The sequence below is a fragment of the Burkholderia sp. Bp9143 genome, from assembly GCF_003853645.1.
In the GTDB taxonomy this organism is placed as follows: Bacteria; Pseudomonadota; Gammaproteobacteria; order Burkholderiales; family Burkholderiaceae; genus Burkholderia.
In genome coordinates this window covers 183,983-209,467 of record NZ_QTPO01000006.1, presented here as the reverse complement: position 1 = coordinate 209,467, position 25,485 = coordinate 183,983, and the positions used below count along the sequence as shown (strand labels likewise).

18 protein-coding genes and 2 pseudogenes are annotated in these 25,485 nt (G+C 56.9%); 14 read left to right on the top strand and 6 right to left on the bottom strand.

The window, feature by feature from the left end:
• Positions 1–159: pseudogene (locus DIE23_RS06670) on the top strand (electron transfer flavoprotein subunit alpha/FixB family protein); the annotation flags it as partial.
• Between the two features lie 323 nt (positions 160–482).
• On the opposite strand, the gene DIE23_RS06665 reads toward DIE23_RS06670, so the two are convergent.
• Positions 483–1,769 (bottom strand): D-amino acid dehydrogenase, encoded by a 1,287-nt coding sequence (locus tag DIE23_RS06665; protein ID WP_124611377.1) that lies wholly within the window; start codon positions 1,767–1,769, stop codon positions 483–485.
• A gap of 145 nt (positions 1,770–1,914) precedes the next feature.
• Here DIE23_RS06665 and DIE23_RS06660 point away from each other — a divergent pair, with 145 nt between their 5' ends.
• The 7 genes and pseudogenes from DIE23_RS06660 (at position 1,915) to DIE23_RS06630 (ending at position 9,639) form a co-directional block, all read left to right on the top strand.
• Positions 1,915–2,403, top strand: coding sequence for an Lrp/AsnC ligand binding domain-containing protein (locus DIE23_RS06660; RefSeq protein ID WP_006762687.1), 489 nt, complete (start codon positions 1,915–1,917; stop codon positions 2,401–2,403).
• 91 nt (positions 2,404–2,494) lie between these two features.
• A pseudogene (locus DIE23_RS06655) lies at positions 2,495–2,776 on the top strand (radical SAM protein); the annotation flags it as partial.
• 267 nt (positions 2,777–3,043) lie between these two features.
• Positions 3,044–4,336 carry a tyrosine-type recombinase/integrase gene (locus DIE23_RS06650; RefSeq protein ID WP_124611376.1) on the top strand — a complete coding sequence of 431 codons (1,293 nt, stop codon included), beginning with the start codon at positions 3,044–3,046 and terminating at the stop codon, positions 4,334–4,336.
• Positions 4,326–6,170: a phage integrase SAM-like domain-containing protein gene (locus DIE23_RS06645; RefSeq protein ID WP_124611375.1), complete on the top strand. Its 1,845-nt coding sequence runs from the start codon at positions 4,326–4,328 to the stop codon at positions 6,168–6,170. The genes DIE23_RS06650 and DIE23_RS06645 overlap by 11 nt, the downstream gene beginning before the upstream one ends.
• Entirely contained in the window at positions 6,167–8,461 is a 2,295-nt protein-coding gene (locus tag DIE23_RS06640; protein WP_124611374.1) for a hypothetical protein, read from the top strand. The genes DIE23_RS06645 and DIE23_RS06640 overlap by 4 nt, the downstream gene beginning before the upstream one ends.
• Positions 8,451–8,939, top strand: coding sequence for a hypothetical protein (locus DIE23_RS06635; protein ID WP_124611373.1), 489 nt, complete (start codon positions 8,451–8,453; stop codon positions 8,937–8,939). Before DIE23_RS06640 ends, DIE23_RS06635 begins: the two co-directional genes overlap by 11 nt.
• Positions 8,940–9,441: 502 nt before the next feature.
• Positions 9,442–9,639 carry a hypothetical protein gene (locus DIE23_RS06630; RefSeq protein ID WP_124611372.1) on the top strand — a complete coding sequence of 66 codons (198 nt, stop codon included), beginning with the start codon at positions 9,442–9,444 and terminating at the stop codon, positions 9,637–9,639.
• 17 nt (positions 9,640–9,656) lie between these two features.
• Here DIE23_RS06630 and DIE23_RS39415 read toward each other — a convergent pair whose 3' ends face one another.
• The gene (locus DIE23_RS39415) at positions 9,657–10,130 is read right to left on the bottom strand and encodes a helix-turn-helix domain-containing protein (protein WP_185646392.1); all 474 of its coding nucleotides are present in this window, start codon (positions 10,128–10,130) and stop codon (positions 9,657–9,659) included.
• 961 nt (positions 10,131–11,091) lie between these two features.
• Between DIE23_RS39415 and DIE23_RS39865 the strand changes: the two genes are divergently transcribed.
• From DIE23_RS39865 to DIE23_RS06605, 4 genes are read left to right on the top strand one after another with little or no spacing between them, the layout of a single operon-like run.
• A complete protein-coding gene (locus tag DIE23_RS39865) occupies positions 11,092–11,577 on the top strand; it encodes a DUF6088 family protein (RefSeq protein ID WP_311767807.1) in 486 nt (161 codons plus the stop codon).
• A gap of 28 nt (positions 11,578–11,605) precedes the next feature.
• On the top strand, positions 11,606–12,049 hold the full coding sequence (locus tag DIE23_RS06615; protein WP_124611370.1) for a hypothetical protein: 444 nt from the start codon (positions 11,606–11,608) through the stop codon (positions 12,047–12,049).
• Entirely contained in the window at positions 12,043–12,606 is a 564-nt protein-coding gene (locus DIE23_RS06610) for an HAD domain-containing protein (RefSeq protein ID WP_124611369.1), read from the top strand. Before DIE23_RS06615 ends, DIE23_RS06610 begins: the two co-directional genes overlap by 7 nt.
• The gene (locus DIE23_RS06605; protein ID WP_124611368.1) at positions 12,606–13,022 is read left to right on the top strand and encodes a hypothetical protein; all 417 of its coding nucleotides are present in this window, start codon (positions 12,606–12,608) and stop codon (positions 13,020–13,022) included. The genes DIE23_RS06610 and DIE23_RS06605 overlap by 1 nt, the downstream gene beginning before the upstream one ends.
• Before the next feature lie 489 nt (positions 13,023–13,511).
• Here the strand turns inward: DIE23_RS06605 and DIE23_RS06595 are convergent, their stop codons facing one another.
• Positions 13,512–16,658 carry an SIR2 family protein gene (locus DIE23_RS06595; protein ID WP_124611366.1) on the bottom strand — a complete coding sequence of 1,049 codons (3,147 nt, stop codon included), beginning with the start codon at positions 16,656–16,658 and terminating at the stop codon, positions 13,512–13,514.
• Positions 16,659–17,456: 798 nt separating this feature from the next.
• Between DIE23_RS06595 and DIE23_RS06590 the strand changes: the two genes are divergently transcribed.
• Both DIE23_RS06590 and DIE23_RS06585 read left to right on the top strand, forming a co-directional pair.
• Positions 17,457–18,842 carry a hypothetical protein gene (locus DIE23_RS06590; RefSeq protein WP_124611365.1) on the top strand — a complete coding sequence of 462 codons (1,386 nt, stop codon included), beginning with the start codon at positions 17,457–17,459 and terminating at the stop codon, positions 18,840–18,842.
• Between the two features lie 304 nt (positions 18,843–19,146).
• Complete coding sequence (locus tag DIE23_RS06585; RefSeq protein ID WP_124611364.1) at positions 19,147–19,449, top strand: H-NS family nucleoid-associated regulatory protein; 303 nt, start codon at positions 19,147–19,149, stop codon at positions 19,447–19,449.
• Between the two features lie 68 nt (positions 19,450–19,517).
• Here the strand turns inward: DIE23_RS06585 and DIE23_RS06580 are convergent, their stop codons facing one another.
• From DIE23_RS06580 to DIE23_RS06570, 3 genes are read right to left on the bottom strand one after another with little or no spacing between them, the layout of a single operon-like run.
• A complete protein-coding gene (locus DIE23_RS06580) occupies positions 19,518–20,525 on the bottom strand; it encodes a PoNe immunity protein domain-containing protein (protein ID WP_124611363.1) in 1,008 nt (335 codons plus the stop codon).
• 15 nt (positions 20,526–20,540) lie between these two features.
• A complete protein-coding gene (locus DIE23_RS06575; RefSeq protein WP_124611362.1) occupies positions 20,541–22,133 on the bottom strand; it encodes a hypothetical protein in 1,593 nt (530 codons plus the stop codon).
• The gene (locus tag DIE23_RS06570) at positions 22,130–24,952 is read right to left on the bottom strand and encodes a type VI secretion system Vgr family protein (RefSeq protein WP_124611361.1); all 2,823 of its coding nucleotides are present in this window, start codon (positions 24,950–24,952) and stop codon (positions 22,130–22,132) included. The genes DIE23_RS06575 and DIE23_RS06570 overlap by 4 nt, the downstream gene beginning before the upstream one ends.
• Between the last annotated feature and the right edge of the window lie 533 nt (positions 24,953–25,485).

Genomic DNA, 25,485 nt, shown 5'->3' with positions numbered 1-25,485 from the left:
ATCTCCGGCGCGATCCAGCACCTGGCCGGCATGAAGGATTCGAAGGTGATCGTCGCGATCAACAAGGATCCGGAAGCGCCGATCTTCAGCGTGGCCGACTACGGCCTCGTCGGCGATCTGTTCGCGCTTGTGCCGGAGCTCGTGAACGAGCTGGGCTGACGCGGCGTGACTTGACGCTTCGGCGGCAAATACGTACGACGAGGGGCGCGATGAGCGCCCCTTTTTTGTACGATGGCAGGAGAGGGCGGGGACGCATCTTCGATGCCGATAGCCGCGATCGCACAATGCCGCACGGAACATGTCCTCGCGCGGGCGGGAGGGCCAGAAACGTCGATCGTCGGCGCGAAGGGCAACGAGTGTACGCGCGTTGACGGAAGTCTCGTTCCGGGCCGGCAACGCATTCGCTGAAACGAAAAAGGCGCCCCGAGGGGCGCCATTTTCGTTGATGCCGACCGGCCTGCGTCGCCGCCAGTCGTCCCGACTTACGCGTATGCCGGGCGTGTCTGGCCGGCCACGTCCTTCAGGTAGCGATGCACCGACAGGTCGTCGGCCTGGATCGCCGGCTTCTTGCCCGAGATCAGATCCGCGAGCAGTTGGCCCGACCCGCACGACATCGTCCAGCCGAGCGTGCCGTGGCCGGTGTTCAGGAACAGGTTCGAGACCGGTGTACGGCCGACGATCGGAGTACCGTCCGGCGTCATCGGGCGCAGGCCCGTCCAGAAGGTCGCCTTCGACGTGTCGCCGCCGCCTGGGAACAGGTCGTTCACGCACATTTCGAGCGTCTCGCGGCGCGCTGCGCGCAGGTTCTTGTCGAAGCCGACGATCTCCGCCATGCCGCCGACACGGATGCGCTGGTCGAAACGCGTGATCGCGATCTTGTAGGTTTCGTCGAGCACCGTCGACACTGGGGCGGCTGCCTCGTTGACGATCGGCGCGGTGATCGAATAGCCCTTCAGCGGATAGACCGGAATCTTCATCAGGTTCGAGATGAAGCGGGTCGAGTACGACCCGAGCGCGACGACATACGCATCCGCTCGCACAGTCTCGCTGCCGCACTGCACGCCGGCGATCTTGCCGCCCGCGATCGCGAGCGCGTCGATCGGCGTGTTGTAGCGGAACTTCACGCCGAGCGATTCCGCGAGTGCCGCGAGGCGTGTCGTGAACAACTGGCAGTCGCCCGTTTCGTCGCCCGGCAGACGCAGGCCGCCCGTCAGCTTGTGCGACACGGCGGCGAGTGCCGGTTCGGCGTTCTTCAGCTCGGCCGGCGACAGCAGTTCGAACGGCACGTTCGCTTCCTGCAGCACCGCGATGTCCTTCGCCGCGCCGTCGAGTTGCTGCTGCGTGCGGAACAACTGCAGCGTGCCGCCCGTGCGGCCTTCGTACTGGATGCCCGTGTCGGCGCGCAGCGCCTGCAGGCAATCGCGGCTGTATTCGGCGAGGCGGACCATGCGGCCCTTGTTGACCGCATAGCGCTCGGCCGTGCAGTTGCGCAGCATCTGCCACATCCACTGGAGCTGGAAGCGCGTGCCGTCGAGGCGGATCGCGAGCGGCGCATGCTTCTCGAACATCCACTTGACGGCCTTCAGCGGCACGCCGGGCGCGGCCCACGGCGCGGCATAGCCGGGCGAGATCTGACCTGCGTTCGCGAAGCTCGTCTGGAGCGCAGGGCCGGCTTCCCGGTCGATCACCGTGACTTCATGACCGGCGCGCGCGAGGTAATACGCGCTTGCCACGCCCACCACACCGCTGCCCAGAATGACGACTCGCATAGCTGCTCCAGATGGAAGGGATCAGGTCGAGGCCGGGCGCACCTGCGTCTCCGTGTAACCTCTAGCTGATCTAGTTTTTCGAGCTATGGTATTGTCGAATGTGTAGGTTTTGTTATCGTATTTTTCAGGTTTTCAGAATAAACAAATGAGAACGCAACGCCAGCCAGTACGCTCGCTCGACAAGCTCGACCGGCGCATCCTCAAACTGCTCCAGGACGACGGCCGGATGGCGATGAAGGACCTCGCGGAACAGGTCGGGCTGACCGTCACGCCGTGCATCGAACGCGTGCGGCGCATGGAGCGCGACGGCGTGATCACTGGCTATCACGCACGCGTCGATCCGGGCCAACTGGGTGCCGCGTTGCTGGTGTTCGTCGAGATCACGCTCGGCCACAAGGGCGGCAACATGTTCGAGCAATTCCGGCGCGAAGTGATGAAGATCGACGAGGTGCTCGAATGCCATCTCGTGTCCGGCGACTTCGACTACCTGATCAAGGCGCGGATCGGTGAAATGGCCGACTATCGCAAGCTGCTCGGCGACATCCTGCTGCAACTGCCCGGCGCGGTGCAGTCGAAGAGCTACGTCGTGATGGAGGAAATCAAGGAGACGCTGACGATTTCGGTCGGCGAATGACCGAGGCTGGGTCCTGCTGTCGGTCCCTCTATCTCGCCCTTGGCACGCTGCACCCAATACTGTATAAATATACAGTATTGGGTGCAGGCGAATGGGTGAGCGCATGGACGGTCGGTCCGACAATGAATTTCCGATAGCGCCGCCGGCGCCCCGCAAGGGGCGCGGTGCGGTCGACAACCTCCAGGGGCGGTACGAAACGGCGCTGCGCGAAGCGGTCGACGACGGCTGGACGCACGAATCGGACGACACCGATCTGCCCGTTCCGCTGCGCACGCAGGTGTTCGAGGAGCGCGCAAAGAGCATCCTGACGCACAACCAGTCGCCGGACATTCCGTTCAGCGTGTCGCTCAATCCGTATCGCGGCTGCGAGCATGTTATGCGACACTTCAAGTGTTCACTGAGTATATGGGATGGTCAGGAGCGTTCAGGATGGCCCAACGATGAGAGACCAAGCTAGCGGCGCAGTACGCAGTTCCGAGAGGCCGGTTCAGCAATATCTTTCAAGGTGTTGGCCGCCGCTAGGCGGCCCCCCCACCGTTATAGAAGGCTGGCGCTTCTCTTCCGATGCCCTTTATGTGAAGCCACGACAAGTGGCCTACCACGCGGAACCCGCTAACACTCGCGGAGACGGGGTCTGTCGGTGAGCGATGCTGCTTTGGTGGTCGACGATATCGACGAGGAAATTGCCGATTGGGTCATTCGTCGCGCAAAGCATCCCATTGAGCTTCCTTCGCCAAAGAAGTCACTGGTCAGACGTGTGCTGCCTGAAGGGTTCCCCATTGTTATTGATGAGCGAACTGGAGCGATTTGTGAGCCGATACTTCTTTTTATCTACGACACGTTTGTAAAGGCTCGCAACTCGAAGTTCGTCGTTAACTCTGCATTGGCATATTGCTTTGACGTAAAAGAGTGGATGATATATCTAGAGGAATTCGGCCTGACTTGGACACAGGCGACTCCGTTTAATTTGAAAAGCTACTTCGACATTCTGGACAGTGCTACATCTCCCCAAACGGGAAAAAAATACGCTACTGAGACGAAGAATCGCCGTGCAATTGGAATTGACTCATTTTACGAGTGGGGCAGGGGCAGGCGCCTTGCCGCTGATGACACCCCAGAAAACGGCATTTTGCGCGAAGCGGCCGAAAAAAATCGCTTTTCGAAAAGAGCTGACGAAGACTGTCCGGTTTCGGTCTTGCAAAGAGGACAGTCGCTTCGCTTGTTTGAAGAGCTCGGGCCCGAGCCCGGGGTGTGGGATAGCCGTTTTCCTGAGCTCAGCTCTCGTGACTGGATTGGCTGTGACATCGCTTTAAAGGCAGGATTGCGAGTTTCCGAGGTTCGTAATTTGAAGGTGTCGAAGTTAAAAACTATTTGGAGTCGGGCTATAAATCCGCTTAAACGTTATCCGATAGGCATTTTGGGTAAAGGTGGGGTGCAGAGGACCGCAAAGTTTCCAGGCGAATTATTGCTTGATATTAAAGCGTATGCGGAGGGTGAGCGAGCTTTCATCATTCGAGAGTGCGGAGGAGAAGATTCAGATTTTCTTATCTTGAATCCGGCCTCAATACCCGTTTACGGTGGAAGGCCGGTTTCAGTGCGCACAATGCAAAGGGCTTTCGCAGATGCATGTATTAGAAGTGGACTGTATTCAGAAGAGGCGGTCGAGGATATTTCTTGGGGACCGTTCGGAATCTGCCGGAATGAAAAGCTTAAAAAAATTCCTTCTTTCGTATATCATGACTTACGTCATACGTTTGCGGTCTGGACGTATTATATTTTAAAAAAGAGTGGTATCTCAGAGCCATGGCTTGATATTTCAGCTTGTCTCGGGCACGCGCACCTGTCGACTACCACAGATATTTACTTGCGTGGTGCCCCTGATTTTGAATCTACAGTGTCAGATGATTACGAGGCTGAGCTGAATGCCATCTAAAACTGGTTCCCTGCTCTACGAGCAATTTTCGAAGCAGCAACGGAGGGTTTTAAGTGCCGGCGGTGCCGAGGTCATCCTTGACAATGCCCTGAATAGTTTCACTGGACACTCGGAAAATCTCGAATTTTTTCAGAGGGCGCTCGATAAGTTAAAAGTCAAAGTCGAGTTGTTAGCGGCTGGACCATTGTTCATATCCGGCTATGTGCGGTGGGCGAACAACCCGAAGCGCAAGTCGAAGCGCGGTTACGACACGTTTGTTAGTAATTTAATAAATGGATTTGTCGATTTTTTGATAGGGTCTGGTCGTTCCAGGATTGGACTTGCTGAAGTTGATACGGCTCTTATTGCAGAATTCGTAGGATGGGTAAAAACGCACGAAAAAGGTTTGTCTTTAACGACTGGTCGAAAGTATATAACCACGATTCGCGCAGTTCTGGAAGAGTTGGAGAAGGCGGAGAATAAAGATTTGCTTCCCAAAAGCAAACGGATGTTCCCAAATGGGGCGTTTCGTGACGCAGAAAAATTCCGAAAAGTTACCGAGCGTCTGGACGATGTGACCTGGCAACAACTCGTACGAGCCTGCAAGAGTGAAATCAGAGAGATTCTTGCAAAGTGGGAGCCGGCATGGAATTTTTTGGACTCGGGAGTATTTATCGGTCCGGACGAAGAATATGACGACCGTAGGCGGTATCGCGACATTCGCGCGATTTGGTGTTGGTTGCGCTCGCAATATGGCAGCTCTTTCGTCGTGCCCACCAACCCGGAGTTACTTCTTGAGAGCAATCAGCTCGGAAGTGCAATTCAGTACAACCATGGGATGAGAGCTGTGGAACGGGCTCTCTACCCGAGCGCATATGAAGCGTTCGTCTTTGCGTTGATGCATGCCATCCTGACGTTGTCGAATACTGGACCACTCTTCGGTTTCCAACAAGATGCCCGGCATATAGTCGACGTCCTTGAAGTCCCTCGAGTGGCCTTCGACATCGAAAAAACGCGAGGCAATGTAACTTACCGACGTAGCTTCGCGCTGCAAGAAGATGACCCCCTGTCTCCAAACCGCCTCCATGAGGTGATGGCTCGTTGGACCGAGTCAATTCGACCGCTTGCCGGGCAGCATGCTGGCCACGCTTTTCTGTTTGTGACGGATAAAGGCAAAGTCCGCGGGTTTTTCACGGCCAAGTTTGACGGAAAGAGTTCGGACGCTGCTTGGGGTCACGCCGCCTCACGATTTGCGAAGAAGCACAACTTGCCCCCAATCCTGGTCAGCGTCATACGCACAACAGGCCTGGATATTGTGCGGCAACTCAGCGGGGACGACATTCGCGCAGTGCAGGCGGCGGGGGGGCAGAAGGCTGCGGCGACAATCGAAAGACATTACGAGGGAAGCGCGGCAAGAAAGAGGCGAGAGGAGGCATTGGTTCACGTGATGGTTACTCACGAGCGTTGGGCGCAACGTGCTGGCCGTCCTGATACGAGGGGAACCGCTGACAGTGTTGATAACCTTGCCGCCACACCGGGATGGCACTGCTTTGACCCGTTCGACTCACCTATGCCCGGTGAACAGCGTGGCCGCCTCTGCCGAGCATTTGGCGGTTGTCCTGCTTGCCCGCTGGCGTTCGTTGACTTGACGTCTGCCTATGCTCTCGCACGTCTTATTCAGCTTGCAGAAGAAATCAAGCGTGCGAAGTTTTACCTCACCCCACAAAGATGGGAGTCGGCATTTAGCGAGGGCCTCCACGAGTTGCGGGAGGGTTGGATTCCCATGTTCAAACGGAAGGACATACGGGACTCGGCAACGCGACTTGAGCTTGAGCCGATAGGAGAACTGGAGTGAAGAGAAAAGAAAGCCGCCTACCCCGCACGCAAGATGAGCGCGACTCGCGAGACCACATCATCATTTCGTCTCGGTCAAGGTGGCCGGATTTCGTCTGGTACTTAGACAATAGGGTTCCAGGCAACCCGTATAGCACCCTTAGCTGGCACTTTTCGTTACCCGATGGAAGTTGGTCTACCGACTCCCAGCATTTCGAGCTTCTCGAATCGTTTCGAGAGGTGCTGTGGGGAATGTTGCAGGATGGCGGGTCCTATGGCCGAACGCTCAAACCGGCCAGTATGACGTCCCACATCGTTGGCGTAAGGAGTCTTTTCCGCTGGATGGTGTACCGTGATTTGCCCTCGCTTGGCCAACTGAACCCTGAGTTGCTGCGCACCTACCTCGAAGAGTTACCCTTCTTGATTGTGCAAGGCGGCTCGTATTTCGATGTCGACGAGGAACTGTCCGAAGACGAAGATGACGTGAATTTCCAGAGTGAAGTGGGTTCTGAGTTGGATGCGGACCTGGGTGACAGCGACCAGATGGATTCGGAAGAAGGTGACAGTACCCGGGCCAACGATTCAGGCGAATCGATTGACGAAGAATTACAAGGCGCTGAAGCTGAGCTCGCGAGCGACAAAGCTGACGATGGAGCCACATATTCCCAGGTTGTCTCGCGCATAAGCATCATCTATTTCATACATGCGCAATCTCAACGACTTGAGGCGCGGAAGTTTGGAACGCTGAATGAGCCGCCTTTCGAAGGAAAAAATATTCGAGATGTCGTTAGAACCGTCGCTGCATACACCTTCAATAGAACTCCGCCACTTCCGGACGAAGTTGCGCTTCCACTTTTGCGGACGGCCATCGCATGGATAGAGGTTCGTGCTAAAGATGTCGTCGCGATGCAAGACCTCTACCTAGCTAGAACGAGCGAGCATCTTGGCCGAGGATTACTGCCGGTTAGCGCACGCGCTCTGGCACGGCGGAGCCTGCTGAACTATCAATTTAGCATCGACCGGGCGACCGGGTTGCCTTGGCGCGGTCCTTTACAGAACAGGCACGAGGGAGAGTCAGTCAGCTATCCTGGAAACGTGGACGTCCCCGCAACTATCCCGACAGTAATGCGTTACAACATGATGCGCGTGCGAGATGCGGCGATGACCATATTGGAGTATCTGGTGGGAATCAGACCCAGCGAAGTGTGCGCGATTCCTGGAGGCATGAACGACGAGACTGGCCTGCCGTCGTGTGTTTTGATTAAACGGTCTAACTCGGGCTTGTTGGAGTTGTTTTATATGAAGTCGGTTTTGAGCAAGGGAGTCGAGCAACCACAGCCAAGCGATTGGCTCATCGGTTGTCGGCCTGCCGACTGTGACGCATTACCGCTCACAGTAGTTTGCCTTACTGTCTTGCAGCGGCTATTTGAGCCTTGGCGCAAGCTCGGAGGCTTTTCCAACATGCTAGTGGGAATTTCCACTCGGACCGGGCTCCCACAATCTGCTGACGGGGTCCGCCAAGTAACAACGGTGGGGCTGGCCCGCTCTTTCCAAACCTTTGTGCAATGTGAGGTCGACCTCTCAGGCCTTCCTGATGAGAGTATCCGTGGCGAGAACCTCATCGACTACAGGAGAAAGAAGGGAAAAAACATTTCGCCACGTCAAGGCAGAAAGACGTTTGCAGCGTTCATGCTTGAAAGTCGGGCGTCCCTGCTCCCAGCGGTGAAGGACCACTTCAAGCATCTGAATATCGCCACAACGGAGCGTGCGTATTACCCTCAGGCCGCGAGACTGAGAAATGACATCGACAGCGTTATCATTTCCGACACCGTCACGTTTTTCGCAGAGGCTGTGAAGCGTAAAAAGATTGTTGGACGCAAGGCGGGAGACATTGAGAAATACTTTAGTTCTGAGGAGTTCACCGATGTCAAAGACCCTGCCGAGCTCGACAGGCGGATTCGTCATGTTGTGATTTTTCACGACTTGCGCATCTTTTTTCACGACCACGGGAAATGTCTTATCACTGCCGACCCGCTGGAATCTAGATGCAGGCAGGAGACTGGTACCGCCAGCTGGGAAAATGTGACACCAGACTATTCGGTACGTAATCCAGGTATGTGTGCCGGGTGCGGGGCCTTCGCAGCAGACCGCTCCAACAGACCGTTCTGGGAACGGCGCTTCGCGCAGTACACGAAGGCCTATGAGGCTGCGAAAGGGAAAGGGCGAGAACACGAGTATCACGTTCACCTTGCGAGGGCACAACAGGCCGCTCAAGTCATTAAATGGTTCGATGGAGCGGAAATTGGGCGATGAACTGGACGGCGGTAACGAGACGGCCAAAGATTTCATGAAAGCTCTTCGGCGTTTGCAGGCAGGAGAGCCAACGAACGAAGACCTTCAAGGTCGGCTGGCGGACGGTAAGCTTCGAATTAACATCGCCACCGTTGCGCTCGAGTCTGGTCACTCGCGAAGGCTCATCGGTCACGACGGGTGTCCTTTCCCGGAGACGCGAAAAGCAATCCTCTTCTCGGTGACCGGCGACCCCGAGGTTAAGAAGGAGACTCTTAAACAGGAAATCGCGCGTTTGCGCAATGCGAATTCAGAGCTACAGGATAAGCTCGACATCGTGACAACCGCGAACGCGGAGCTGCTAATTCGATTCGATTTGATGAAGGACGGCTTCCATCCAGACGGTCGGCCTTTGCGTCGGGCCACAAAGAGCGAACGGATGAAGGCGATGAATATCGTGAGTTCTAAGGCAAAGGGCGACAAGCCACAATCTCAGGGTTAGGTCCGGATTTGGCTAGGCGTTGATGGTTTCAAAAGTGGGAGGGTGTTCCTCCCTTATGGGCATGTTGACAAAGCTGAGCATCCATCGGTATTCAGGCTCATGTAGCCGGACAGGCTGTTACCACTCCCCTCGCAACGTTGTCGAAAACTGCTCCTGCCGCGAGTCAATCAACAGTTCTGCCTCTCTGGGCACCGCGATAACTCGCGGATTCCTCGGAAGTCGCTGACCCATAGAGCTGCAATGTGCACAATGTTCCCCCGGGATTTAGGGTGTCTCTCGCGCCGTTATCGCGCCCATTTGTAGTTGTGCGCAAGGGCTCGGATGCGTCCCGAAATGTCGCAGAAAGCCAACACGTTTTAGCGGTGAATCCGGTGCCGCAAGTCAGATGCCTATGGGTTGGCAGAGCTGAAGCAGCTGTCTGGTTCCCAGTCCAACCGGGACCAATAGGGGAGGGCCGAGGTGCTGCGCTACGCCGGTCTAAAACCGGCGCGCTACAGAGCGCATGAAAGCAGACCAGCCCCAAACCGTGACCTATCTCGACCCCTCTGAACTCGCCGCTTTGCTCGGCATATCCGAGCGCGCGGTCATCCTGCGAGCAAAACATCGTCCGTGGCTCCTGCCGCCGCGCGCTCAGCTATACAGCCGGGAAATGCTGTGCTGGCGGAGCGATGTCGTCCATCGCTGGCTGAGCGCTGGATAAACGCCAGTCTCCCGGGCCTAAAGCAGTTCGACTGGGTGGATTCCAAATGCCCCTGCGAGCTTCTCGAGTGTAGCAAGCTTCAGGGGCGTGCCCCGTCCGTGCGGCGCTTCAACACGCGAGATGAAATTGCGGTCAACTCCAGCTAGCTCCCCTAGCTGTTTCTGCGAAAGGCCCGCCTTTTCCCGCAATTGTTTGACCTTGGCACCAACCCCGGCGCTCGAGACGTCCCCCGTCGGTGGCTGCCGCTCGATTTCGTCCTTGCCAGAGAAACTCAACAAAACACGAACATCAATGTCCAGCGCGCTCGCGAGCGCCTCCGCACGTTCCAACGTCAGGTTGCCGAATGTTCGTTCCAGACGGCTGATGACCGTTCGGTCGGCGCCTATGTAACTACCGAGCTCCTCCTGCGACATTCCCAAGCCAACGCGATACTTCCTCAGGTTGGTTGCGAAACGCTCTGGCAGGGTCGATGGCTCACTGGATTTTTTCATGCCGCCATTTTCATGACGACAACGCAGATGTCTACAGCACACAAATGTTCTACACTTAACGTGTAGACATTTACATGTACATCGTAAACGCCTACACTCCTTTCTATCGGTTTTAGGCGGACTGCAAGAGCTCGCGCGGAAGCTGTTTCGCGACCGGCCTTTCCCGCGAGCTCAGTTGCTGGGCAGTGGCAATGCTAAAGAGCGTCTCCGCGCATTAGATAGCGTCGGCATGTGCGATGTGCTTGGGGTACCGGGCGGCCTGCCAGATATCGTCGAGTCGGTGAGCGGGCTCTCTACGTTGCGTATACGTGTGCATTACGTAGCCGGTGTGCGCGAATTCCACGAATGGCGGTCAATTCGACGAGCTGTAAACAGGGGTAAACAGGGAGCAGTCGTGACGTCGTTTTATGCAGTAGACCATGCAACATTCAGAAAGGGCGAGGACATTGCCATTGCTGTGTGTGTTGGCCGTTTCGGCTCGGACCTGCGATGGACGCAAGAGCTGTACACCCGTTGCATAGAGCACAGTAGCGCCCCGGACATTTGGGCAGACGCGTATCACGCTTTACATCGAAATGAGAGCGCTCAACTCGTTTCGGACGATGGTCCCGTGACAGCAACCAGGCCGGCGTCGACTACACGGCGGGACCGTGTAGCGCATGTGACGTGCTTTGTCGAGCGGGAGCGAGCGGCGGTGCAAAATGCATCTGCGCGGTTCACTGTATCTGTTGACTCGGTGGGTCGTGTACGCGGGGAGGCTGTTGCCACTGGCCAGCGAGCGGTAAAAATCGCGCGCTTGCGCGTGGACCCGTTTCATTCTGCTTCGGAAATCGGCCTTGCGGTGCTGCTCCATCTAGCTAGCCGGGATTGCCAACCCGCAGTCGCAGACATCATGCGCCGTATGCGGCGGGAAGACCCACTGTGAACCGTCGCTCCTTTGGCGCTGCTCGCATCCTTCAGAATGTCAGTCGACGCAGCAATGCGTGACACTTGCTTCCCAACCGGCGTGCGCGCCGGCGACTTACACAAAATGAAGCTGGAGACTCGCGTTGTGCGGTCCATCCGCCGACGTGCGGGCGTCGTCATTCTCCGCTCGGACCTATCGCGACTAGGAAGCCCGTCGCAACTGACACGCGTGCTAACCAAGCTGGTCACGACCGGGCAGCTGGTACGAGTAGGCCACGGCATATATGCCAAAACCCGCATAAACCGATTTACCGGTCGTCCCGCGCCGGCCTCGACGTTTGAGGCAATAGCCGCGGAGGCTTTCAAAAAGCTGGGCATTTCCGTCGGTCCGGGAAAGCTCGCGAGAGAGTACAACGCTGGTACGTCCACGCAAATTCCTATGGTGGCAGTCGTGACCACTGGCCGACGACGTATCACCCGGCGTATTCAAGTTGGTAGCAGGAGAGTCGTGTACGAGCGCGGTAATCAGGACACGCCATGAGACGAATCGAGACGCGAGAGGACTAGCGATGTGCGATGCCCAGGGGATGTCGCCACATAGCGCTGCCGTGCAGACGGATGTCGCGGTGTATCTGGGTGACTGCAGTGGCGATACCTTGCTCGTGGTGTGCGACGGCACTTCCATCGAATCAGGCGGCGCGACGTCGCAGCGCGCTCTACGGGCGCTCGCCTATCCGACACCGCGTGGCCCATACCCGGTGTCGGAGCGCTTCACGATTTTTGTTCATGAGACTTCCTGCCGCGCAGCCGCGGGCACTCGGCTGGTGACCACCTTTCGAATTGACGTTCTATGTAAAGGAAATTTCGCTTACGCCAGCGCACGAACGGCTCAATCGGTTGCGCAGCTTCCACCAACCGCGTATGTGATTGGCGACGACGTGGTCACCACTGCTCGTCGCCTGTTAGAGGCTTGGCCAGTGGTGCTTCAGACAGACGACGATATGCAATGCTAAAAGAATTTGCGGGGCCGACGTACGAGATACCGCGCCCCCGACACACCGGCGGGCGCCTGCTCTTTCTCGATTACGATGGGGTGCTACATCCGGAGAACGTATTTTTGCTTCACAGGCGCGGTCCGCAGTTGCTCGACGCACCGGGCCACCGTCTTTTTGAGCATTGCGGCCTGCTTGAGGACGCACTAGCGCCATACCCTGAGCTCCAAATCGTGCTGTCTACAAGCTGGGTACGGCGTTACCGCGGAAGCATCCGACGCGTGTCGCGTAGGCTAACGCCAGGTCTGCAGGCAAGGGTGGTTGGCGCCACGTATCACAGTGGAATGGACCGCGAGGAATTTGCGGCTGCACCACGTGGCATGCAAGTGTGGTCAGACGTATTGCGCCGCAAGCCAGATGCGTGGCTGGCGTTGGACGATGACTGGTTGCATTGGCCCGCATGGTGCCGTGACTGTCTTGTGCGCACGGACCCAATCTTGGGCATTAGCGAGCCTTCGGTACTCGAGAAATTGAAAACAAACTTGGAGCGCGTTCACAAAGCAATAGGAGGCGAGTGATGGGTGCAGGAATGAAATCTGGGTTTCAATTTGTTGTGCTGGTGTCGCACGTGCAAGGTGTGCAGCAAGAGCCGATTTGCAGCCTCTTCATAACTGGACCTACACAGGAATATCGCCACGCGCTTACCAGCGCGCTTGGCCTGTATACCAAGCAGACTCCCGATGAGGACATTCTGCCCGCGGAGCCATGTGTCCTGCTTGCCCTCGTGTCGCTGGTAGACACGCCAGATGTGGTCGGACTTCGACTAATCATCGATGTCCGCGGTAGCACGGCTCGAGGTTTCTGGATGCATGACCCAATCCCCGGTGGGGGGTGGGCGAAGACGGGTTTAAGCGAGCGCGTACCGGTGGCGCCAGATGCGAATGCGATGCATGTGGTGCGCGCGGTATGGTCGGCAAGACAGTGGGTCAGCTAACACCTGCCAATTGGGAGAAAGAATGCTGCGCGTGATAGTTGAGTTGTGGCTAGGCGGACGCGAGTCCAGCAAACGCGTGATTGCGACGGCGGATAAGTTTGACGAAATACCTGAACCGGCTAGGACGTTTCTTCGGCGAAACGTGGCTACCAGCACTTGCCTGACAATCGACGAAACCACCAACCCGATGGATTGCGCTTACGCGGAGGACTGGGACCGCTTCCTGTTCGGCAACCGGTAGCCATGTTTCTCAAGGTTTCTCATGGAAAATGAGAAAAATGCTGCGTCATTCTGACCCCAGATGTACTGTACTTTTTTCAGGACGTACAGTACCCAGGAACCCTTGTCACGAAAGGCATAGTAAGGGGGCGCTGTTAGTGTATTCAGTATGTGTTTTTGTGTAGTGTTCGCGTCACCGTGCGTAACTGAGCTGTACATGCCACAGGAAGTTGAGATGTCTGTGAGCAGGATTGTATCTAGGCTCCGCCTTCAGATGAGTAAGCGATAGTCATATGGCGCAGACGAGAACCCGTCGAGGTAAGTTCCAAACTTGGCGATGCTGCTCGCGGAATCTAACGTGGCTGGCATTCGGGAGTAGTAGTCGAGGGTGTTCCAGTTCATCTTGGACAAGCCAAGGATTTCTGTCGCACATTGAACAACGTCTGATTGACCAAGGAACCGGCGTATTCTGAGCGGCGCAGGTATTCTTCGCTTGCCTTGGTAGTACCGCCAATATTTGTTCTGAGCGCTCGGCGTGGCGCCGTGTACCCATAGTAGTGCGGTGTCGTCGCTTTCTACGATAGTGGTTCCTCGGTACACAGGAAATGTATCGATGTCCAATTTACCATCTTTGAACTTGGATGACAGATATCGGAGCGAATCCTCTACATTGATTTCAATAAGCTCGATGTTCTTGACTCCGTCAAGGCCCTGCACGAGACCTCGCTTCTCTTCGTCAGTGAAGTGCGTGCGCTTGTGAATGACGACACGGGTCGGCAGATGCATCTTCGAGTCGTAGAAGAGTTGCCTGATGGTGTCGCCGGTGCGACGCGCATCATCTTCCGACATGAATGGATTGCGCCCACGCATCACCGGATTCTCTATGCGTCCAAGGCGGAACTGGAGTCCTTCGCCACGAGCGCTGTAAAGATGACTGCACCCAAGGAGGACGTGGTTTCCTCGCTCCGCTTCGCTATCGAGGCTATAACCAATACCGACGAACGCGGTGTTTTCATCAAGCGCGTCCAGGCGCCAAGGCGTGCGCATCGCTTTGACATACAAAGCGAGTGAAAGCCACCATCGCACCCGGCACGTATACGGGTTCAGGACTGTTTCTTCGCGGACGAACTGAGTGCTCTGGCTGTGTCGTGCAGCGTATGCCTTGATGTAATCGTGGAGGTTGAAATGCTCATGCTGAGCATCAACAACCTTGAATGGTTCCCACCTCTTCGGTACGAAAATGACGACAGTATCGCCAGGTCGTGCTCGGCGCAAATGGTCAAGACCTTCGCATATCCGGTGAGCAAGTTGCTTCGCGCCTGTCAAAGCGTCGGTTGATACGGAATCGTCTACGGTCATCCATGTCGAGTCGCCTCGGACGGGAATCTTTAGCGGCAGTCCGAAGGCTGCCGGGAAGCCGGGAAAGTCGTGCAGATAGTCGCGTTCGCTTTGCTCGGGGCGAGCAACCTCCTGTAGACCTCTGAGGAAGCGTTCGAACCTTGTTGCCGCATCGGCAGGGCAGATGACCGAGGTCTCGGTCGACGGACACAGCCCCGTCGCTGTCAGCGAATGGTCCCATGGGCGGTTCAAAACCAATCCGTGCAATGGGTTCGGGTTGCGGACCTCCGACTTTCCGACTTTCGCGCTGAAAACGAGCGGTGCGTCAGGGACGATGATACCGCTCTGTTTGGCATGCTTTGCGAGCGCAGGTGGGAGCGGTGGTTTACCTTTTTGCGCCAGCCCCGCGTAGAGTGGGATTTTTGAGATGGTGAACGAGCCGCCGCCGTCAGCCTCCATTGCCATCTCGACCAGTTGTCGGGTCCAGTGCGAGAGGTCGCCATCGAACTTGTCGTTGTGCTGGAATCCGTAAATTGCGACACGAAGTGCCTTCTGTGGCTCGAATGGAGCCACTTCGCCATCTTCCGTGGTGGCAACGATTTCAGGAGTCAATACGACATGGGGTATACCATCGATACCGACGATGTTCATCGAAAGGGCGCGATGTATTAGATACCTCACGTTGCCCAGTTCGCGAGTCTGATAGTGAATGGGCTCCCAGATGCGCCGACGGAAGTCAGTACGGACGTTGAGCGTCTGGGCCGCGGTTTTTACGAGGGCTCGTCGAAAAAGTGACGTTATTCTGCCGTCGGTGATAATGTTTTCGTCGGATATCTCGATTCGCCTTGGCGGCGTTCGTAGCGCCTCGTCAAATACTCGGGACGCGACAGCCGTGTCCGCTAGGCAGAGTGCGCCACTTTCGAACACCACCGATTGTCCCAATTCAGGCGGCATGCGCTCAGCTAACCAATCTCGCCAACTGCCCAACTCAGGCAGCTCGATATCAAGTTTGAGGGCGTTGCCTGGATAGCTGAGGCGGTAGGCGTTGCCCTTAACCAGTGCACTCGGAGATAGTGGCGGCACGGCAAAAGCCATCCTTTGACCCGCCGTTGGTGCCATTGTCTCGATGAGTTCTTGTGCAAAAGCCAGCTGTTTTCCAGACAATCGACGTACAGCGAGTCTGGAGATGACGTCATCGAAGCCCTTCGTATTGATGTAGAACGCGGACTCACGCGACGGGTCGATGGAGCTGATGAGACTCTGTACCTCGGTGCCGGGGTCGGCGCCATAGCCGCACCAGTAAAGGCGGCAGCTCGACCGGTCGGCATATGCTGCCGATAGAACGCGCATTAGCGATTCGTCTCGACCGCTATAGCCGATGACGATAAGGTCGTAGTCTTTCAGTTCATGGAGGAATTCTTCCCGAAGCGCAGCATCCTGCTCCTGAAGTTCATCGGCAGTATTCTTCAGTGAATCGTATCGAAAATCACCATGCAGCGAAACGAGCCGTAACTCATTATCGTTCTGAGCGCGCGATGCTCGATGAGCTGTATCTATGCCGACCTCGACGCAAACGACGTCAGCAACGGTGCAGGCGCGAGCTACCAAGCCATCGAAGTTCGTAGTCCAAATGGTGCGAACACAACCTGCCTTGGCGAGCAAGGCGGTGAGTTTATACCCGATGTGCGGCTTTGCTTCGGAGATAAACCGGTGGAAGAATGTGCGGCGGTCAAGGGACGTCGGGTAGCACTCCTCGGCGTAGAAGGAGTACTCGTCGGGGCTTCCCTCAGCGGGATAGCGCGCCTGCTGGTCCAGCCAGCTTTGAATGATGCGGCGTGTACCGGGAAGTGATAGTTCGTCAAGCGAGTCTCGAAGCGTTGGGTTCTTCGTGATGAAGATGTCCCGCTTCCACTCCCAAATACACCGTTGGGCTGAAGGCATGCCAGAGGTTATAGAGGCGCCAGCCCCTAGCAGAAGACAAACGGGCCTGTTTTGATTTACAGCAATCGAGCGCACGAATGCATCGATACTCATCTGCGGGATTGCAGCCGCCCGAATTTTTTCAACGACGTCCGACATTCGTATCGCTCCCCGGTGGCATCCCAGTATCACTTAGAAGTACGGTTTTAGACGATTGATTGTAAACAGAACCGACGTTAGCAAGTGCTGTACGCCAAAATTTGGTCTGTCCGGATGCGCGTGTCAAGCGCATCGATATTTTTTGCTAACGGTCCATCTGAGTCAAAGTTCTCAGGGTTCCTCACAAGAAACGAGAAAGCGCAATTGTTGCGTTGTGACCCCAAATATACTCACTTTTTGAGAAAAGCGAGATACCACTGAGGGGGGCATCGGTCAAGGGGGCGACATTGTATCTCCTTGCAATGCACCGTATGTCGATGGCAATTGGTTTCGACGTTGCGTCGCACTGCTGTCAAATTAGCGGGGCGGTCGTCTACAAGACTGTATCGATTGCAGTACGTCAGGCGCAGCACGAAATTTCCGCGAGTCTGGCCTAAAGAGCGGACACTCAATTCATCGAGGCTGTGTTGTCGCGAACCGGAGGTGAGCTATCTATGCGTAATCCCGGCGTGGCGCCACGTCGCTGCAAGCATGGAACTGCTTCGCAAGCTACGAGCGGAGAATCCACCTAAAGCGGATTGTCTCGCCAAGGCGGGAGGCGGTAAGCTGCTTGTCAATGCACTTCGCATCATCGCGGTGAGTTACATCGCTCGGCCGGCGAGGTCAGGCGATACAGTTGCGGTCCGTAGTGCCGTTAATGCTGTAAGACGACGTGACGCCAGCAAAGCTAATGATGCGCGCGAAATGACGCCTGCTCGACGCCTGAAGCGCAAAAAATGACCTTGGACTAGTCCGAACATGAAAAATATCAGAGCGATTTCCCGAGAACGCTTCAACGTGTATGTCGACTGGACGCGGTCGGCGCACATTCGTGACCATATCATTGAACGGAACTGGTACGCCGATACGGACGAGCGAATCTTGGGTGTCGTCGCTCTAGACCTGACCGATAATGACTTTAGCTACGTTGTCCTCGGACGTGATGAGATTGGACGGTTCCGGGCGATAGATATGAAAGTAAGTCTTGCGCGCGAAGGGCGCGCCCGGAGCGAATTGAAGCGCAAGATGGCTGAGTACAGCAAGTCCGGGGATAGCATGTTTCCGCAGGGCGATGCAGAAGGCGAGGCTTTCGACATCCTTACCCCGATTGTAGAGAAGGACCGACGCCACCCGTCGTTCAGCGTTCTGTCAGAGAACAAACTCTGGACAGGGGCGCGACACGTTGTGTCTGAAATGATGAGGCATTTTGTCGACGTCGATGGAAACTTCGTCGAACAGTTCCAGACAACCGGCTTTGATTCGCGACTGTGGGAGCTCTACCTCTTCGCTTACTTCAAAGAAGCAGGCTTCCACTTCGATAGGAATATGCATGCGCCGGATTTTGTAGTCGGGCGGTACGGACAAAAAGTGGCGGTTGAGGCGGTTACCGTCAATCCAAGCAACGCGGATGCGGTGCTAGGTGAGGGGCATCCGGCCGTATGGAAGCCCCGGGACCCGAAGGAGATTTCTCAGAAGCTGCAAGCGTTTATGCCCCTGAAATTTGGGAGCACACTTTACTCAAAACTTTCAAAGAAGCCGCCTTACTGGGAGCTTGAGCACGTCAAGGGCCTGCCGCTCATCTTTGCATTGGCAGACTTTCACGAGCCTCAATCGATGACATGGAGTCACCCGGCAGTGCTCGAATACCTCTACGGCGTTACGCAGACGGCAACGCGTGGAGAAGACGGGCACCTCATCATCGAGACAAAACAGGTCGGTCCGTACTTGAAGGAGAATGGTAAGCCGATACAGTCAGGATTTTTTAACCTGCCTGATGCGAAGCATGTCAGCGGCGTGCTGTTCTCGAGCACCGGGACACTGTCAAAATTCAACCGGATGGGGCGGATTGCTGGTTTCGGAATTGATGAATCCAGGATGTTTCGTATGGGCGCATGCCATCATCACGACCCCGATGCCACCGAGCCGATATTTTTCCATTTTGAGGTGCTTCCCGGGAAGGTGAGCGAGACTTGGGCAGAGGGGCTATCTCTTTTCCACAATCCTAATGCAGTCGTCCCGATAAGCAACGACATGTTCCCTGGCATCGCGCATCATCGGTACCGGGACGGGCAGTTCAGGAGTCTTGTCCCGGAATTCCATCCCTACGCGTCGATGACGATGCACTTTTCGACTAGGGAGGAATAGGCTACTTCAAATTTGCTGCTCATGGGCACATCGACGGCAATGAAACCCGGGTCTCGTGTCCTCGGAAAGCAAAATTATGCCGACGTGCGATTCCTGACAATACTGCCGACGCAAAGGCAACATTGGAGCTAGCGAGCTGCGCAGGGGATTTTTTTCAGTGGAAAGTGAGCCGCCGCTTGTCGCCGTGCGTAGGATGTATCGGGCGGCGCTTAAGGTGCCGTGTTGCTCCGGAGGTATACTTCGGTCGAGCTACAACTAGATTGCTCAGATATGCAAATTTTTTGTCAAAACGGGAGAGTTAAGGATGGCGGAAGACTATAAGGCGCTGAAGGCGCAGCTCGACGCGCTCCAGGAGCGTACCGAAGCAGCGCGCCTCGCCGAGCTTGAAGCAGTCGTTGCGCAGGTTCGCGAACTTGTCGCCGAGTACGGCATCACTGAAGACCAGATTTTCGGTCGCAAGCGCGCAAAGAAGGCTGAGAGCTCAGCAGCGGCTGCGGAGCCGAAATACCAGAATCCGAAGACTGGCGAAACGTGGTCTGGACGCGGTCGTGCTCCGCTCTGGATTCGCGACGCAAAGAATCGCGACCGTTTCCTTATCGCAAAGTAAGGCATCAAGTTCGGCAAGACCGCGCGCATCGCAATTTGAGCGTGCGGCCTGGCGAACTCATTCGCACGTCATGCTTTGCGTTCAAACTCCCAGAGCGCGGGTTGGGAGCGATATGCACCTGACCGGTCCGGAGCGAACACTTCGGGCATGCGCTCGCCCTGCTGAACCAACACACCAGGCACGTGGTGGCCCAGCGCCTTCCAGATGCCGGTTTCCGGGCAGACCTGACCGGTACGCACTGTTTTCGTTGCGCTGTCTTGGAGTGCCGGTGCGCTATCCTTCTGTGCTTCGAAGTTGCGCGCAAATTCGGCTAGGTCCTTCGGATACAGCAGATGGTCCCGGAAGGAACTATCGTCCAGCTCTAGCAAATAGGCAACTGCTGCGGCTTCGATTGCCCAATAGCCAACGTATGTCCCCTTGCCCCCCTTCTGTGCTTCGAGGTGACCGTCATGCCACACCGCCGCGGCCATGCCCGGATACCAAGCTTCGAGGTATTGCTTGATGTCGTCGACACACTCTTGTTTCGCTTCGCGGTAGAGACTGAAGACGAGCGGCCGATACGGAACATCGTGAAACCAGCTGTCGACGTCAACACGCCCCTCGAGTTCGTACGCGAGCAGGTCTTCGTAAAGTGTGTCCTTCCCGCGGTAGGCTGGGTCGAACATCGCGGCGATGCGCGGCAGCAAGTCACGCCGATGCAGCAGGTAGCAAAAGCCAATCAGCTGCATCGCGGTCTCATAATCGCCGATTTCACTGAACGCGAGCGGCGGCTGCCGGTCATCTGCCTGATGCACGCGCTCGGCTATCGTGAGCTGTTCGAATGCGGAGACCACCGATTCGAATTCGTTTCTTAGCAGGCTGATGTCCTCGCCGCCCGTGTACATGAGCAGAAAGCGACGATAGCTGTCCGAGGCAACAATGCCTCGAGTCAGCGCCTTCCTTTCATTTTCAGTATCGCCGATAGGGGTCAGCCTGTCGGCCCAACTCGCGATGTTTTCGGAAAAGGAAGCCAGCAGCCACTTGAAGTAGTCTTCGCCCAGAAAACGCTGTCGTCGCTTCGAATCAAAATCGCTCATTTCAAATATCTCGTGTCAGGTACGCGATTTTAGCCGCTCGGCTTTGCGCTTGACCGCTTCAGCGACCTCGCCGTCCTTGTAGTGGTGAGTGAATGGTAGGTCGTGGTCGGCGTGTCCATGTTCGTCACCCGTCGCAAGCGCCTCGACGTGCTGCGCGGCCGAGGGGAGGTAGAACGGCACATACAACAAATGGCGCGAATAGCCTACATTCAGAATAGACAGCTCAATGTCGCGCGACACGGCCTCCGGCAGGTTCTTCAGAATCCAGGCGTTGCTCATCTGGACGATGCTGGCTTTCGGGTCTTTCGGAGCGGCTGGCTCAGTTGTCGGAGCCGCGCCGCCGGGCGCAGCAGCGCTCTCTTCTTGCTGCTTCCGTTGAGCCTTGACGTCGCTACTGGCGGCAGGCTTTCCACCCCCGGTGCTCAGTGGCTTTCCGCCTCCGCCGCCAGGCGTGGGTTTGCCGGACCCAGGCTTGCCTGAGCCCCCGCCCGCTGGGACAGTGAGCCCCGCGTCGTCGGGTGGTTCGAGAAGGTCGTCCGCGAGGGGCCGCACCTCATCCTTAATTGTTCCGAGCTTGCTCCAGATACTATGCTTTGCATTCGGGTCCTTCAGCTTGCGCTTCGTCGTCGATGCCTTCATTTCGACGATGGCGTAGTCCTTCATCTGGTTGCTGAACGGAGCCGCACGCCACACACCATCGATACCGTGACCGCGCGCCTTGAGTTCGAACAGCTTATTCAGCTTGCCTTTGTCGTTGAGCTTGCCCATGACTCGCAGGCCCGGTTGTTCGCTCCACTTGCCGCTCAAGCCCTTATCATGGGTCTGCCAGCCGCTTCCCCACTTCAGCTTTTCGTAACAGTAGTAGTCCCCGATGTGTTCGCCGAGGATGCCGGTGATTTCGGTCGTGATATCGGTTACCGCGAGCTTGGCATTCACCACGCCTCGCGAGGGTGTCGGGACCGGGCGGTCATGGCCCGCCTTGGCCTCTTCTCCCTTGGCGCCCGGCTTTTCGGTGGTCCGATGCTCTTCGAGGGTGCTGACTGCGGCTGAGTTTGGCTGCTTCTTGCGCCAGTGGAGCAGCTTGCGCTGGACGAACTGCGCGAGCCAGTACGGCAGGTTCGTTTCGACGAAGGTCAGCGCCTGCATAAACGTGACCTGCATTGCGGACGGCATCTCGCGATACAGCCAGGACTTCTGGATGTGTTCGCGCGCCTCGGTCAGATATTTCTTGACCCCGGTGGCATCGAACAGCTTATCAATCAACGCATCCGGGCTGGTTTGAATGTGCGCTTGCTGGAGCACCAAACGCAGAATGTCGAACAACAGCGGGCCGTAGATTTCAGACTTGTGATTGACGAGGCGGAACGTACGCTTCACGCCGGCGCCGACGACAGGGACCCAGCCCACGACGGCGAACACCAAGTCGATGCCGGCCTCGATTTTCGTCATCTCGTCCGCACTTTCGCGTGCGTTCCATACGGTCCAGACGCTCTCCGTGGTGTCGTAAACGTTCTGCGCGACGTAGAACAGCGGGACAGCGTTGGTTGCCATCGACCAGCCAATCTCTTTGACCGCGTCTTCTATTGCTTGTTGGTCGCTTTCGTTCATTTCACGTCCGGCCGCCCAGAAAATTTGTTGAACAGGCTGTAGAGATTGTCGTTCGTGATGCCCTCGTGCCCAGCTGCATGTAGTTCTTTGAGAACATCAGGTTGCGTGAGGTCCGTAGGAGCGGGAACAGGCTGTGGCGTGAATGGGCGCGCGTCCTCGCCAAAGAAGACCTTTGCAGTTCCGTCTGGCACGTCACGCAGTACCGCGTGACCGTTACCGTCGAGATTGCCGGCCAAGGTCGTTCCGTTCTCGAACACGACTTTGTAGGGAGCTTGAGGCACAGCCTTGAGGTTGTCGTCCGTGAGATTCAGTTCGAGCTTGTTGTGCAGGTCGCCCTTGGGTAGGGCCGGCAAATCGTAGGGTGCGCTCGTGGGGCCGGCGAACGCATGCTGCGCTCCCTTGATGTCTATCTTGCCCGGAGCGTGAATCTCGATATTGCCGCCCTGAATGCGGATATACGCGCCACCTGAGGTCAGCAGGATGCCCTGGCTCGCGGCCACTTCGACCTTCTCGGTCGCCGATAGCACCTTTACCGTTTTTTGCGCGGTCACTTCGATGTTGTCCGACTGCGCCTGGATTTCCACCTTGCCCTTCGCAGCGAAGAGCTTCATCCCGGCGTTCTGGGTGAACAGGCTGATGCGTTCGGCGACACTCGCGAGCAGCGATTTTCCGGCCGCGATGTGGGTGCTCTGGCCGCTGACCACGTTCACGTGTTCGTCCGCACCCAAGTGCACCGACCGCTGCGTCGATAGTGCAATGCCCACCGGGCTTGCGGCCAGAAGAATAGGTTTTTTGAACGCGTTGGCTGCGCCCGTGCCGCCTCCCGCCGTGCGGCCGCCGCTCCCCTGGTCTTGCCCCTGAACGTTGTCGGTCGTGGCGTCCGTGAAAGCCTTGAGCGCGTCTTGGCCCGCTTTCAGGCTTTCGGCCTGGTGCTGGCTGCCGACGTCGGAAAGCGACTCGACCAAGTTGTGAGCGCTGGTGAGTTGCTGCTGGGCTTGTCGGACCTCCAACTGCTGATGCGCCGCACCCGAACCAGGATGGGTCGTGAGGAAAAGCCCCCGATTGGCGCGAATCGCGCCGTACGCATCGGTGCGAAGGTCGAAGCCGCTGCCGAGATAGCTGCCGCGGACATTGCCGTCCTGGGCAATCAGGTATCCCAGGTGAAGCATGGAACTGCCTTGCGACGAGAACAGTTGCAGCCGGTTCTGCCCGGTCGCATCGTCCATCACGAGATGGTTGTAACCGTTGCCGCCGTATTCCTTCGAGCTGAAGCCTGACAGGATGCCGTTCGAATGCCAACGCGGCTGCGTTGCGCCGTTGTAGACGCGGCCTGTTGCAATGGGGCGGTCACAATCACCACCAAGCCATTCGATGGTCACTTCTTCGCCAACGCGCGGCACGTGCACGCTGCCGTAGCCGCCGCCAGTATCGGAATAGGAAACGCGCACCCAGCATGTCGCTCCGATGCCCTCACGTCGGTCCCAGTGCATGCGTACCAAGATGCGGTTCAGCGCATCGGTATAGACCTCTTCGTTGCCAGGGCCGACGACCGTCGCCGTCTGAAGGTGCATGACGGGTTTTCGGTGTTCAAACGGGCTGCGAAACGGCACCTTCTGGCGCTGGGCTTCGACATCAACGAGGAAGAAGCCCTCGCTGCCTGAAGCATCTTTAACCGCGAACTCAGGTGCCGACTCCTCGTGAGCATCACGAACCTTGGCAAGACGGGCATCGAGGCTATGCGGATAGGCGCGGGTTTCCCCAATCGGGAGATTGTTGCGGATGTACCAAGTGGCCTCGACCACCGCAAATTTGCGGTCCTCAGCGCTATCTCCGTCGTGCTCGGGGTGGTCTAGCAAACTGAACCAGCCGCCGACGTCGATACTCGGTGCGCTAGCTACACCGTGGAATCGCTTCGCACGCGACTCCCATTCCTCGAGCTTGAGCTTGGTCAACCGGTCGCCGCGGTCATCATCGAGGTACGTGTATGGACCCGTGTATTCGTAGACCTCAGCCTGCTGCGGAAGCTCGCCCTGGTTCGCGATGGTAGGAAACGATTTTTCCTTGCGCGCTTCGGGGTTCTTATAGTCGAACGTACTCGTCGAGTACGACGTGCTCTGTAAGGTCCGCGTGCCCGACCAGTGCACGAACGCGTCGGGCTGGCGCGTGACGCCGGCCCGATAGAACCGGACCTGTTCCGGCTCAAGCGGCTTGAGTGAATACAGGTCGTCTGTGACGACGAGGGTATGAGATTTACCGTCGTCGGCATGCTCGAAGTAATAGAACCAGCCTTCCGACTCCATCAGCCGGTGCACGAAGTTCCAATCGTCTTCGTACTGCACGCAGAACGAGCGTGCCGGTGACGGTTTGCTCACCTCGATTCGGTACGCCCCAACTGCCTGAGGATGCCCTTGGAACACTGTCTCGAGAATGGCTTCGACGGTCTGGTCCTGGAATATGCGCGCGTCCTTGCGGAACTTCAGGAAGTGAAGCCACGACGAGAAAATCAGTTGCAGGCTGACCAGCCGCCCGTCGGCACCCAGCCGGCGGGCCGTATGAACATACCCGTGTCGGGGACGATACGTTTTGTCAGACTGCTGAATCCAAAGTGTGACGGGCTGCGCGATGAGGGACTTCAGCTCGATTGAATCCTGCAGCGAAACAACGTCGACGGTAATCTCGAAATTGCCACCCAGGCGAGCAGTGCCCACCACAATATGTGGCAGAAGCACATTCGGTCCGGCGGGGGTATCCAATTTAACAATTCGGTCGGACTGGAGTAACCCCGAATTTGTCAATGCGATAAGGTCCTGCGCTCCCATTTGATTTTCCTTGTGCGGGCCTCTCTCACGGCCGAGCAAAATCATATAGGGAAGACCCTATGCAGGCAATATGACAGACACAATCATGCGTACGGAGAGGTTGGGAGGGGCACTCGCGGCTTCTCACGCTTTCTCAACGGAAATGAGAAAACTTGGCCTGAATCTGGCCCCAAATGTACTGCACTTTGTGCGCAAAGTGCAGTACCGCCAAGCCCCTGTCGCACGAGGCCTGGCGTGGATTCCATGCTGACGCATACAGCCTGTTTTTCGATACAGTTAGCGTCCGTTTCCACCACTTCGGTCAGCGACCGAACCACTCGCGAGGAATGAGCCTATCCCCCTCGTTCTTCCGAGCAGCAACCTGAATCACGTTGCTCACGGTGCCCCAAATCGACTTGTCGGCATGCTCAACGTCGATAATCTGATACTTGAAATGTGCACGTTGGATGCCACTGGCTCAGGCCGTAAATATACGGCGGGTAGGGACTCCCGTCGATGGGTGGGGCACCGCCACTGGGCCGCGCGCAACTAGG

Excerpts from the sequence above, each read along its gene's own strand:
- DIE23_RS06665 (WP_124611377.1), bottom strand. The coding sequence starts at position 1,769 with ATGCGAGTCGTCATTCTGGGCAGCGGTGTGGTGGGCGTGGCAAGCGCG.
- DIE23_RS06660 (WP_006762687.1), top strand. The coding sequence starts at position 1,915 with ATGAGAACGCAACGCCAGCCAGTACGCTCGCTCGACAAGCTCGACCGG.
- DIE23_RS06645 (WP_124611375.1), top strand. The coding sequence starts at position 4,326 with ATGCCATCTAAAACTGGTTCCCTGCTCTACGAGCAATTTTCGAAGCAG.
- DIE23_RS06630 (WP_124611372.1), top strand. The coding sequence starts at position 9,442 with ATGAAAGCAGACCAGCCCCAAACCGTGACCTATCTCGACCCCTCTGAA.
- DIE23_RS39415 (WP_185646392.1), bottom strand. The coding sequence starts at position 10,130 with ATGAAAAAATCCAGTGAGCCATCGACCCTGCCAGAGCGTTTCGCAACC.
- DIE23_RS39865 (WP_311767807.1), top strand. The coding sequence starts at position 11,092 with ATGTCAGTCGACGCAGCAATGCGTGACACTTGCTTCCCAACCGGCGTG.
- DIE23_RS06615 (WP_124611370.1), top strand. The coding sequence starts at position 11,606 with ATGTGCGATGCCCAGGGGATGTCGCCACATAGCGCTGCCGTGCAGACG.
- DIE23_RS06610 (WP_124611369.1), top strand. The coding sequence starts at position 12,043 with ATGCTAAAAGAATTTGCGGGGCCGACGTACGAGATACCGCGCCCCCGA.
- DIE23_RS06605 (WP_124611368.1), top strand. The coding sequence starts at position 12,606 with ATGGGTGCAGGAATGAAATCTGGGTTTCAATTTGTTGTGCTGGTGTCG.
- DIE23_RS06595 (WP_124611366.1), bottom strand. The coding sequence starts at position 16,658 with ATGTCGGACGTCGTTGAAAAAATTCGGGCGGCTGCAATCCCGCAGATG.
- DIE23_RS06590 (WP_124611365.1), top strand. The coding sequence starts at position 17,457 with ATGAAAAATATCAGAGCGATTTCCCGAGAACGCTTCAACGTGTATGTC.
- DIE23_RS06585 (WP_124611364.1), top strand. The coding sequence starts at position 19,147 with ATGGCGGAAGACTATAAGGCGCTGAAGGCGCAGCTCGACGCGCTCCAG.
- DIE23_RS06580 (WP_124611363.1), bottom strand. The coding sequence starts at position 20,525 with ATGAGCGATTTTGATTCGAAGCGACGACAGCGTTTTCTGGGCGAAGAC.
- DIE23_RS06575 (WP_124611362.1), bottom strand. The coding sequence starts at position 22,133 with ATGAACGAAAGCGACCAACAAGCAATAGAAGACGCGGTCAAAGAGATT.
- DIE23_RS06570 (WP_124611361.1), bottom strand. The coding sequence starts at position 24,952 with ATGGGAGCGCAGGACCTTATCGCATTGACAAATTCGGGGTTACTCCAG.